General features: G+C 58.9%; 8 protein-coding genes and 2 pseudogenes. 9 read left to right on the plus strand and 1 reads right to left on the minus strand.

From position 1 onward, the window contains the following. From tcyN to AB7M25_RS29105, 8 genes and pseudogenes are all read left to right on the plus strand, one after another. Positions 1-756 (plus strand): L-cystine ABC transporter ATP-binding protein TcyN, encoded by a 756-nt coding sequence (gene tcyN, locus AB7M25_RS29070; protein ID WP_429387493.1) that lies wholly within the window; start codon positions 1-3, stop codon positions 754-756. A gap of 482 nt (positions 757-1,238) precedes the next feature. Beyond that, positions 1,239-2,012: a hypothetical protein gene (locus tag AB7M25_RS29075; RefSeq protein ID WP_454238304.1), complete on the plus strand. Its 774-nt coding sequence runs from the start codon at positions 1,239-1,241 to the stop codon at positions 2,010-2,012. A 371-nt stretch (positions 2,013-2,383) separates the two neighbouring features. Beyond that, positions 2,384-3,616 (plus strand): SfnB family sulfur acquisition oxidoreductase, encoded by a 1,233-nt coding sequence (locus tag AB7M25_RS29080; RefSeq protein WP_454238305.1) that lies wholly within the window; start codon positions 2,384-2,386, stop codon positions 3,614-3,616. A gap of 23 nt (positions 3,617-3,639) precedes the next feature. Then, on the plus strand, positions 3,640-4,833 hold the full coding sequence (locus AB7M25_RS29085) for an SfnB family sulfur acquisition oxidoreductase (RefSeq protein ID WP_454238306.1): 1,194 nt from the start codon (positions 3,640-3,642) through the stop codon (positions 4,831-4,833). Next, positions 4,834-6,186: an LLM class flavin-dependent oxidoreductase gene (locus tag AB7M25_RS29090; protein WP_429561012.1), complete on the plus strand. Its 1,353-nt coding sequence runs from the start codon at positions 4,834-4,836 to the stop codon at positions 6,184-6,186. Positions 6,187-6,305: 119 nt separating this feature from the next. Continuing rightward, positions 6,306-7,116 (plus strand): annotated as a pseudogene (locus tag AB7M25_RS29095) (MetQ/NlpA family ABC transporter substrate-binding protein). A gap of 2 nt (positions 7,117-7,118) precedes the next feature. Continuing rightward, positions 7,119-8,240 (plus strand): methionine ABC transporter ATP-binding protein, encoded by a 1,122-nt coding sequence (locus AB7M25_RS29100; RefSeq protein WP_429387477.1) that lies wholly within the window; start codon positions 7,119-7,121, stop codon positions 8,238-8,240. Continuing rightward, positions 8,230-8,874 carry a methionine ABC transporter permease gene (locus AB7M25_RS29105; RefSeq protein WP_102701880.1) on the plus strand — a complete coding sequence of 215 codons (645 nt, stop codon included), beginning with the start codon at positions 8,230-8,232 and terminating at the stop codon, positions 8,872-8,874. Before AB7M25_RS29100 ends, AB7M25_RS29105 begins: the two co-directional genes overlap by 11 nt. 71 nt (positions 8,875-8,945) lie before the next feature. Here the strand turns inward: AB7M25_RS29105 and AB7M25_RS29110 are convergent, their stop codons facing one another. Continuing rightward, a complete protein-coding gene (locus AB7M25_RS29110; protein ID WP_454238307.1) occupies positions 8,946-11,681 on the minus strand; it encodes an RHS repeat domain-containing protein in 2,736 nt (911 codons plus the stop codon). Between the two features lie 135 nt (positions 11,682-11,816). Here AB7M25_RS29110 and AB7M25_RS29115 point away from each other — a divergent pair. Then, positions 11,817-11,936, plus strand: a pseudogene (locus AB7M25_RS29115) (ABC transporter permease); the annotation flags it as partial. Positions 11,937-12,028 lie beyond the last annotated feature (92 nt).

The following is a 12,028-nucleotide window of genomic DNA, read 5'->3' on the forward strand; positions in this document are numbered from 1 at the left end:
ATGATTGTCGTGGAAAAACTGACAAAGCAGTTCAAGGGTCAAGTCGTGCTCAACGGCATCGATCTTGAGGTCAAGGAAGGCGAGGTGGTTGCGATCATCGGCCCTAGCGGTTCAGGCAAGACCACCTTTCTGCGCTGCCTGAATTTCCTGGAAGAACCCACCAGCGGCCGGATCAAGGTCGGCGATATCGAGATCGATACCAGCCGTCCCCTGAACCAGCAGCAGAGCCTGGTGCGACGTTTGCGCCAGCATGTGGGCTTCGTGTTCCAGAACTTCAACCTGTTCCCCCATCGCACCGCCCTGGAAAACGTCATCGAAGGCCCGATCGTGGTCAAGAAGACCCCGCACGCCGACGCTGTAGCCCTGGGTAAAAAACTCTTGGCCAAGGTCGGTCTGGCGGGCAAGGAGGACGCTTACCCGCGTCGCCTCTCCGGTGGCCAGCAACAGCGCGTGGCGATTGCCCGGGCGCTGGCAATGGAGCCCGAAGTGATCCTGTTCGATGAGCCGACCTCGGCCCTCGACCCGGAACTGGTGGGCGAGGTATTGGCGACCATCCGCGGCCTGGCCGAAGAGAAACGCACCATGGTGATCGTCACCCACGAAATGGGTTTTGCCCGGGACGTGGCCAACCGTGTGGTGTTTTTCGACAAGGGCGTGATCGTCGAACAAGGCGAAGCGAAGGCGTTGTTTGCTAACCCGAAAGAAGAGCGAACCCGGCAGTTCCTGAGCAAGTTCCTGAATAACGTTCATAACTAACAGCCCTACGCAACAACGGTAAACTTCCATGGATGGAAGTGACACCCCTCGAAATACCCTTCATTAACACCGAACAAAACTCACCTATTAAACATGCATATCCTGTACGCGCACACGGTACAAATATATGCGTCACGATAATTAAGCAATGCCAATTCAACCAGATCCTCTGTCGTAAGACGGTGCCCACGACTTGCACAAATTCGCCCGTATTCACCCGCTTTCAGCAGAAAACTTCGACGCACAGGCATGGTTTAATTACTTGGAACCGTAGGAACTTTCTGAATAACACCACACACCCACCACAACTAACAAATCTTATTGACACCGGATCCCCCTGACTCTTATCTAGTCTCCAGCCAGCGACACTCACCACATTCAACTCATTATTCCCGCTCAAAGTAATGAATGGTTTATCTGTTCGATTATTGGTTTTTGATATTCCAGAAACGGACTTCGTTGCAAGACTTCAAGGAGACTTCATGAATAGCACCTCGAACAAATCCGGGCTCGCAGCCCCGACCCTGGCGCAATCGAACAAGGCCGGCATCAACGTCACCTGCGCGGCACACCTGCTGATCGATGTGGCACCCTACCCCGCCATGGACGCAGGAGACCTGGTCGAACTGTTCTGGGACAACTGCTACGTGGCTTCCCGCGTGCTGACGGCCAGTGATGTCGGCCGACCGGTACAGTTGCGGGTGCCTGAGAGTTTTGTCGCCAACGGTACCTCGCGCATTCACTACCGGGTCATGCAGATTGGTCGGGGGCCGGCGATATCGGCCAGTCAAAACGTGCAGATCAAACTCGACTGTCCAGGCGGCCAACCCTCGGCGCTGTGCGGCGATGAAAACCAGTGCCTGGCACCGGTGAGCATTCCCGAGGCAATTCGCCGTCAGGGGGTCAATCCGAGCCAGGTCAAACGCGGTGTTCCCTTGACAATCGAGCCATACCTGAACATGGCCGTCGACGACGAAATCACCCTGCGCTGGGGCGATGTGCGCCTGGATCTGCCACCGCTCAAGCCCGCCGATGTGGGTCAGCCGATCCAGGTCTGGATACCACCGGCCATCATCCTCGAAGCCGGCGAAGATCTGCGGCTGGAAGTGACCTACTGCATTCTCGACAGGGTGGGCAACAACTCCCGCTGGGCACCGGCCCGCACGCTGAAGATCGGTTGCGCCAATCCTTATCTGAAAGTCCCGAAGAGACATCACCTCAAGGCTGCTGAACCCTGCAGACAGCGGCGGCAGTGAATGTGCCCATCGTGTTTTTGTGGCGAGGGGGCTTGCCCCCGTTGGACGCGAAGCGTCCCAAAATATGCAACTCCGGTCCATCAGGACATCGCGTAAGCAGGTTTTGCGGCCGCTGCGCGGCCGAACGGGGGCAAGCCCCCTCGCCACAGGGATTGCGCCCCCACAGAACACCCTTCTATCTATATTCCTAAAAGTTAGTTCATAAAATATTTATACACGTTTAGGGTATATACACCGGACCACCGGACATTCTTGTTTTCATGCGCGGCCACAAGCGGCGCTTCCATGAGATGTGAGGTAGGTATGGTCCGGAACACAATCACCCCAGTGCAGATCGCCAGGGCATTGCGAGCAGCCAAGGAGTGGCAATGATGTCCAGTCTGGCAGATGCAATCGTCCAGAGTGATCTGGACATCGCCCCGTTGTTGTTGCCCGCACAAATCTTGCACAACGACGCCCAAGCCATCAAGGCAGCCCACGAACTGGCGCACGTCGCGCGCCTGCAAGCGGCCAAACGTGACCAGTTGCGCAAGCTCCCATGGTCTGAAATCGAACTGTTCACCCGCAGCGGCCTGGGCAGCATTTCCATCCCCAGCGAGTACGGTGGCCCGCAGGTTTCGTTCGTCACCCTGGCCGAGGTCTTCGCGATCATTTCCGCCGCCGACCCGGCGCTTGGGCAGATCCCGCAAAACCAGTTCGGCATTCTTAACCTGATTCTCGGCAGCGCCACCGAAGCGCAGAAAAGGCAACTGTTCAAAAGCGTCCTCGATGGCTGGCGCATCGGCAATGCCGGGCCGGAACGCGGCACCAAAAACACTCTGGAACTGAAGGCACGCCTCACCGCCGACGGCGTCCTCAACGGCCAGAAGTTCTATTCCACCGGTGCCTTGTTCGCCCATTGGGTCGCGGTCAAGGCATTGAACGACGACGGCAAACAAGTGCTGGCGTTCATCCGTCGCGGCACCCCGGGACTGCGCATCGTCGATGACTGGTCCGGCTTTGGTCAGCGCACCACCGCCAGCGGCACGATTTTGCTCAACAACGTGCAGGTCGATCCCGAACTGGTGGTGGATAACTGGCGAATCAACGACACGCCGAACATCCAGGGCGCCGTCTCCCAACTGATCCAGGCTGCCATCGACGCCGGTATTGCCCGGGGCGCCATCGACGACGCCATCGACTTCGTGAAAACCCGCGCCCGGCCGTGGATCGACGCCAAGGTCGAGCGGGCCAGCGATGACCTGTATGTGATCGCCGATATCGGCAAGCTGAAAATCGAATTGCACGCCGCCGAAGCGCTGCTGCGCAAGGCCGGGCAAGTGCTCGATGAAGTCAGCGCCGCACCGCTCACCGCCGGGTCCGCCGCCCGCGCCTCGATTGCCGTGGCCGAAGCCAAAGTGCTGACCACCGAGATTTCGTTGCTGGCCAGCGAAAAGCTGTTCGAACTGGCCGGCAGCCGCGCCACCCTCGCCGAATTCAACCTCGACCGCCACTGGCGCAACGCCCGGGTGCACACGCTGCACGATCCGGTGCGCTGGAAATACCACGCCATCGGCGCCTATCGCCTCAACGGCACGCTGCCTAATCGTCATTCCTGGATTTAACGACCAGACATCTGGAGAAGCACATGAGCATTTCTCAACACGTCGCGGTCATCACCAGCGATGAGCAAGCCCTGATTGTCGCCAGCGATCTGGCCGAAGATTTCAAACGCGACAGCGCCCTGCGCGATCGCGAGCGCCGCTTGCCACACCCGGAGCTGGAAGTGTTTTCCCGCTCGGGCCTGTGGGGCATCAGCGTGCCAAAGGAGTATGGCGGCGCCGGTGTTTCCAACGTCACCCTGGCCAAGGTCATCGCCCTGATCGCCCAGGCCGACGGCTCGCTGGGGCAAATTCCGCAGAACCATTTTTATGCCCTCGAAGTGCTGCGCGTGAACGGCAGCCATGAGCAGAAAAAACGTCTTTATGCCGAAGTGCTGGCCGGCCAGCGCTTCGGCAATGCCCTCGCCGAACTCGGCACCAAAACCGCCCACGATCGCATCACCAGCCTGACTCGCGATGGCAGCGGCTATCGCATCAATGGCCGCAAGTTCTACGCCACCGGTGCGATTTACGCCCAGCGCATTCCCACCTCGGTGGTGGATGAAAACGGTGTGCAGCAACTGGCGTTCGTCCCGCGCAATAGCAAGGGCCTGACGGTGATTGACGACTGGAGCGGCTTCGGCCAGCGCACCACCGGCAGCGGTTCGGTGGTGTTCGAAGATGTCTACGTCGCGGCCGAAGATGTCATCCCCTTTCAAAGCGCCTTCGAACGCCCGACCCCGGTCGGCCCGCTGGCGCAGATTCTCCATGCTGCCATCGACACCGGCATCGCCCGCGCCGCGTATGAGGATGCACTGCACTTCGTACGCAGCAAAACCCGGCCGTGGATCGACGCCACCCACGAAAAAGCCACGGACGATCCACTGACCCTCAAGAGCTTCGGCCACCTGAGCATTCGCCTGCACGCCGCCGAGGCACTGCTGGAGCGTGCCGGCGAATACCTCGACAAAGCCCAGGCCGACACAAATGCCGAAACCGTCGCAGCCGCATCGATTGCCGTCGCCGAAGCCCGTGCCCTGAGCACCGAAATCTCCCTGGCCGCCGGCAGCACGCTGTTCGAACTGGCCGGCAGCCAGGCGACCTTGATCGAACACGGCCTCGACCGCCACTGGCGCAACGCCCGGGTGCACACCCTGCACGACCCGGCGCGCTGGAAGTACCACGCCGTGGGCAACTACTACCTCAACGATGAAAACCCGCCACTGCGGGGGACCATCTGAATGGCTAAAAAGAAGATCCTGCTCAATGCCTTCAACATGAACTGCATCGGGCACATCAACCACGGTCTGTGGACGCACCCGCGCGACACGTCCACCCGTTACAACACGATCGAATACTGGACCGAACTGGCGCAACTGCTCGAGCGCGGGCTGTTCGACGGCCTGTTCATCGCCGACATCGTCGGGGTCTACGACGTCTACCAGAGTTCGGTGGACGTGCCATTGAAAGAGTCGATCCAGCTGCCGGTCAACGACCCGTTGTTGCTGGTGTCGGCCATGGCCGCGGTGACGAAAAACCTAGGTTTCGGCCTGACCGCCAACCTCACCTACGAATCCCCGTACCTGTTCGCCAGACGCCTGTCGACGCTGGATCACCTCAGCCGTGGCCGGGTCGGCTGGAACATCGTCACCGGCTACCTCGACAGCGCCGCCAAGGCCATGGGCCTGAGCGAACAGGTCGAGCATGACCGCCGCTACGACCAGGCCGACGAGTACCTGGAGGTGCTCTACAAACTCCTGGAAGGCAGCTGGGAAAACGGCGCGGTGCTGAACGATCCACAGCAGCGGATCTATGCGCAGCCTGAGAAAGTGCACAAGGTCGAACACAAGGGCGAGTTCTATCAGGTCGAGGGTTATCACCTCTGCGAACCCTCACCGCAGCGCACACCGGTGCTGTTCCAGGCCGGCAGCTCGGATCGCGGTTTGCTGTTCGCCGGGCGGCATGCCGAGTGCGTGTTCATCAGCGGCCAGACCAAGGCATCGACCAAGGCTCAGGTGGACAAGGTCCGTGCCAGTGCCGTCGAAGCCGGGCGCAATCCCGAAGACATCAAGGTGTTCATGGGCCTGAACGTGATCGTCGGCGCCACCGAAGAGCTGGCCTGGGCCAAGCACGCCGAGTACCTGAGCTACGCCAGTGCCGAGGCCGGCGTGGCGCATTTCTCGGCATCCACCGGGATCGATTTTTCCCAATATGAAATCGACGAGCCGATCCAGTACGTGAAGAGCAACGCGATCCAGTCCGCCACCAAACACCTGCAAAACAACGACTGGACCCGGCGCAAATTGCTCGAACAACACGCCCTGGGTGGCCGCTACATCACCGTCGTCGGCTCACCGCCGCAAGTGGCGGATGAGCTGGAATTGTGGATCGCCGAAACCGGGCTGGATGGCTTCAACCTGACCCGCATCGTCACCCCGGAAAGCTATGAGGATTTCATCGAGCTGGTGATTCCCGAGTTGCAGCGGCGGGGGTCGTACAAGACGGCGTACGACAGCGGCACCTTGCGCGAAAAGCTGTTTCAGCAGGAGGCGCATTTGCCTGAGCAACACACGGGCTCGGCTTACCGCCGCTAAAAGCATCGCTGGCAAGCCAGCTCCTACAAGGTCCCCCATTTCCCCTGTAGGAGCTGGCTTGCCAGCGATGAGGCCCGACCAAACACCAAAAATTCATTGCCCTGACTGGAAAAAACATTATGAAAAAGCACTACCTCTCTCACCCAGTCAAAGCACTGGCCCTGGCCCTCGGCCTGTTCAGCTCTGCGGTTTTCGCCGCCGACGCGCCGCTGAAAATCGGCACCCACCGCCGCGTTCGCCATTCCCCTTGAAGCAGCCGTCGAAGAGGCTTCCAAGCAAGGCCTGAAAGTCGAGCTGGTGGAGTTCACCGACTGGATCGCGCCGAACGTCAGCCTCGCCGCCGGCGACATCGACGTGAACTACTTCCAGCACATCCCGTTCCTGGAAAACGCCAAGGCCGCCTCGGGCTTCGACCTGGTGCCGTTCGCGCCGGGGATCATCAACAACGTCGGCCTCTACTCGAAGAAATACAAAAGCTTCGACGAACTGCCGCAAGGCGCCAGCGTGGCCATTGCCAACGACCCGATCAACAGCGGTCGAGGCTTGCAGTTGCTGGCCAAGGCCGGCCTGATCACCCTCAAGCCCGGTGTTGGCTACAAGGCCACCGAAGAAGACATCATCGCCAACCCGAAGAACATCAAGATCCTCCAGGTCGAAGCCGTGCAACTGGTACGTGCCTATGACGATGCCGATCTGGTGCAGGGCTACCCGGCCTACATTCGCTTGTCGAAAACCTTCGATGCCGGCTCCGCGCTGCTGTTCGACGGCCTCGATCACAAGGAGTACGTGATTCAGTTCGTGATCCAGCCGAAGAGCAAAACCGACCCGCGCCTGATCAAGTTCGTTGACATCTACCAGCACTCACCCGCGGTGCGCGCCGCACTGGATAAAGCTCACGGCAAGCTCTATCAAGCCGGTTGGGAAAGCTGAGCATGACCGCCGCCATCCAACGGCGACTGGAGAATCCAGAGCCGCAAAGCGCCGAGCGCACCGAACTGCATCCCGAACTCAACCATGCCCACGTGCGCTTCATCGGCCTGGGCAAAACCTACAACGGCCAGCAAGGACCGGTGGCCGCGTTGCACGGCATCGACCTGGCGATCCAGCGCGGCGAAGTGTTCGGCATCATCGGCCGTAGCGGCGCCGGCAAGTCGTCGTTGATCCGCACCATCAATCGTCTGGAGCAGCCGAGCAGTGGTCGGGTGCTGATCGATCAAGTGGACATCGGCGAATTCGACGAAGACCGCCTGGTGGCGCTGCGTCGACGCATCGGCATGATCTTCCAGCACTTCAATTTGATGTCGGCCAAGACCGTTTGGCAGAACGTCGAGTTGCCGCTGAAAGTCGCCGGCGTGCCCAAGGAACAGCGCGAGCAAAAGGTCCGTGAGCTGCTGGAGCTGGTCGGTTTGCAGGCCAAACACAAGGCTTACCCCGCGCAGTTGTCCGGCGGACAGAAACAGCGCGTGGGCATCGCCCGGGCGCTGGTGCATGACCCGCAAATCCTGCTATGCGACGAAGCCACCTCGGCACTGGACCCGGAGACCACGCAATCGATCCTCGGCCTGCTGCGCGAGATCAATCAACGCCTGGGCCTGACCATTGTGCTGATCACCCACGAGATGGCGGTGATCCGCGAGATCTGTGATCGCGTAGTCGTCCTCGAACACGGCCGCATCGTCGAGCAAGGGCCGGTGTGGGAAGTCTTCGGCAATCCGCAGCATGAGGTCAGCAAGACGTTGCTGGCGCCGTTGCAACACGCCTTGCCGGAAGAGCTGCAAAGCCGTTTGCAGCCGCAATCGAACGCCCCGGATGCAGCCGTGGTCCTGCGCTTGCAGTTCACCGGCAACCAACGCGACGAACCGGACCTGGCGGCACTGTTCAGCGCCTTAGGTGGCCGTGTTCGATTGCTGCAAGGCGGCGTGGAACGGATCCAGGGCCATGCGCTCGGGCAACTGCTGTTGGCGGTGACGGGCTCTCCCCTCGGTGCCGAAGAATTGCGTCAACGCGCCAGCCAATGGGCGCAACAGGTGGAGGTGCTGGGTTATGTGGTTTGATCGTTTGCTGCAGGGTTTTATCGACACGTTCCTGATGGTCGGCGTGTCGTCGCTGATCGCACTGTTGGCGGGCATTCCGCTGGCGGTAATCCTGGTCACCAGCTCCAAGGGCGGCATCTACGAAGCCCCGGCGCTGAACCGCGTTTTAGGTGCGTTCGTGAACCTGTTTCGCTCGGTACCTTTCCTGATTTTGATGGTGGCCTTGATTCCGTTCACGCGGTTGATTGTCGGCACTACTTACGGCGTATGGGCGGCCGTGGTGCCGTTGACCATCGCGGCCACGCCGTTCTTTGCGCGCATTGCCGAGGTCAGCTTGCGCGAGGTCGATCATGGGTTGATCGAAGCGGCGCAAGCCATGGGTTGCCGGCGCTGGCACATCGTCTGGCATGTGTTGTTGCCGGAAGCACTGCCTGGGATTGTAGGTGGGTTCACCATCACCCTGGTGACGATGATCAACTCATCGGCCATGGCCGGGGCAATCGGTGCGGGCGGGTTGGGGGATATTGCCTATCGGTATGGGTATCAGCGGTTTGATAGCCAGATCATGCTGACGGTGATTGTGCTGCTGGTGGCGTTGGTGGCGGTGATTCAGTTGGGTGGGGATCGGTTGGCTCGGGGGTTGAATAAGCGCTGACCTGTGGAAGACTATTCCTACGTAGACTGTAGGAATAGCCAACAAATAAATGCAGCTAATGGCACAATGAATTACCTAACTAATGGATATGCCAACGACTTCACCAAAATGGCGATAGAGTCTGCATTAGATAGAAGGACACGATTTAAAAGCTCAGAACTATCATTTAATTGCCTCTCAATACCGACAGCATCCGCTTTGCCAAAATACTTTTCTCTCCTTTCCGCAATGATATGTTTCATTGAGGATTCTCCTATACTTGAGTTTTGCAGACCACTTGAAATCACATCGACTATCGAATCAGTTTTGTTTACATCATCGGATTTTAAAACCCTATCAGCCGCATAATATACAAAATCCCATGTGGGTTTTTTAAGACGATGTGATGACTCATGAACAATGATTGTCATCAACTCAACCGGCGACTTATCAAGAGCGTCCCCACTTAAAAATATCCGCTTCTCTTTATCTTCGGGATGTGTAGATGCCACACTCGGGAGCATTTCACTCTTCGTTGACCAAACTAGCTGCTCAGCCCTGTCGCCCGCGTACTTGTCGGCAGTTTTCTTTAACGGAATGAGTATTTTCAGTAAAGCTCTCCTCAATTCTTCAGGCTTGGCAAACGTGCCGAAAATTCTCGATGTAAAATCGCGATATACGGTATCCACATTATCTTCTTGCAGTACTCTGATCGCCTCGCCTGTTGCAATTTGAACATACCTCAACGCCGCCTCTAAACGCTCCCCCTTCTCCGCATCTACTCGCTTTATCTCACTTAGTCCCCGCGCAACGATTTCGCTCCCCCATCTTTCTCTTGTTTTTTCCAGCTTATCGCCTTTCCCTTTGTACTTGACCAGACCGAGAGCATCTCTATAGTTAATCGCGTTATTCCCGCAAAATACATATAAGTTAAGACCATCCAAACTCCCACTTGGATCAGCACTTATCCAACGCCGTAACCACGGTGCGTAATACCGATAGCCGTAGTAATAAAGTCCCGTCGCATCTAGCTCTTTACCCGAATAGCGAGTTGTTTTGTATTTTGCAACTAGCGCACTTTTGCCCGCCCAGCAGGCCGTTCCACCAAAGGGGTAATAGTGTTCCTGAGTCAGCACGCCGGCGTCGTCTTCCAGTTCCATCGTGCTGGAGCCGAGGTGATCGCTGAGGCTGTAACGCAACTGGTCGCTGTGCGCACCTTGGGGCCAGTGCAGCGCCCGCACGTTGCTGCGCCCGGCTTCGACGCTGATGACGTGGTGTTCTTCGCCATCGGCCTGGCGGTGGATTTCCAGACCGGGGAGGTAACGGACCTCGGTACGCAGGGTGCGGCCGCTGCCTTGGGCGAACCCGACTTTGCGCAAGCGATGGCCGGGGCGGTCGTAGCGGTAGCATTCGTAGTCGTCAGGCTCGGTTTCGCGTTTGACCAGCGTGACCTGGCTCAACTGGTTGCGCAGATCCCAGTCCATGGCTTGGCCGCGCTGCAGTTCCCGTTGATTGCCGCAGGCATCGAAACCCAACCCAATATCACCCTCTCCCGGCAGCGAACCATCGTCACGTTGCGCCAGACTGCGGTTACTCAGCACCGAGGTGAACATCGAGAAACCCGGCGCCCCGCTGTGGTGACGGGTGATCAGGTTGCCACCCCGGTCGTATTCAAATTGCTGGGTGTAATTGCGCCGCTGGTGGGGGTCCAGCGGTGTGGGCAACAGTGTTGGCAGTGCCGGACCATGGCTCGGCTGGCTGACCTCCCAGCCCTGGGCTTCGACCAGTTGATACAGGCTGTCGTAGCGGTAGCGGTTGATCGGGTCGATGCGCTGGTTGTTGAAATGGGTCACCGGTTGGGCCAGGTCTTGCAGCTCGACGATGTTGCCCACCGGGTCGTAGACATAGTTCAGATCCTGCAACGGCTTTTCACTGCCGAGCGCGGCCTGCAACCGGAGCAAGCGACCGTCATCCGCCGCGTATTCGACACGGGTTACCACGCCATTGCCGGCAGTTTCGCGTTCGACCTGATCGAGAGCGTTGTAGCGAATAGCGCTGACCAGTCGTTGCGATGGTTTCCCCTCCCCGGCCACTTGCAGCCAGGCCTCATCCGGTTTGCCCGCGAGGTCGTAACCGAAAGTGCGGAGATTGCCCATGGCGTCGGTCTGCTGCCGTAATTCGCCCGTGGGATTGAAGGTGTGGCAGGTGATGAACGACTGGGGTTCCAGCAACTCATCGCGGGCCTCGGGTTCGAGAGGCCAGTCCGGCGTTTCAAGCTCGGCGAGAAAGCGCCGCTCTTCCCGCAACACCCCAGCGGCCATTCCATACTCGGGATAAATCTGACTGCCGGCCGGATCGTCATGACGGATCAGTTGACCGCCCTGGTTGTGCTCGGCATAAGCAGGACCGCAATCTCCGTAGGTGAAGCGCTCGACCACGCATGGCAGTTCTCCCGCAGCCTGTTCGGTAACGGTGATCGGCCGCTGTTGTTCGTCGAACCGGGTGTGACGCTGGCTGCCGCGAGCATCCCAGAACGAACAAGGCGAACCCGCCTGATCCGGCAAGCTCAACTGCCATCCGGCGTCGACGCTGTCCGTCAGCAACGGTTGGCCGCTCAGGCCGTAGACCGTGGTCAGGTTCGGCTTCGAGGTGCCCAACAATCGCGGATCCCAGGAATCAACCAAGCGACCTGTCGCGTCGAAGCCTTGCCGGGTGATGCGTGGATCAATCATCGGGCTGTCGGGAAGACGGCAATAGCCGACGCTGCGCACTGCCAGGGTACGCGGGTCGACGACCGACAGCGTGGGTGTGGCGGCATGAGGGTTCATGACGTGGACGGTCCTTCGCTTTGACTGAGGACAGACTGGGCCTTTTTTGACCGGACCGAAACTGTAAGAACTTACAGGTCGGTGTCCGTGAATTGGCCATCGCGAGCAGGCTCGCTCCCACAATGAATCGCGCCGTATGGATATCCGTGGTTTGTCAGCACTTTCATGTTGACGATGATTGGGCTGCTGGTGGCGTTGGTGGCGGTGATGCAGTTGGGTGGGGATCGGTTGGCGCGGGGGTTTAACAAACGTTGAACCGGAGGAAACCCTCACTCAATGGATCACGCAAACCACTATCTAAGCCTAATAGATGCAACGAGCATGGCGTATGTATGAGTCAGCATTAT

It is taken from the genome of Pseudomonas sp. AP3_22 TE3818 (assembly GCF_053628995.1).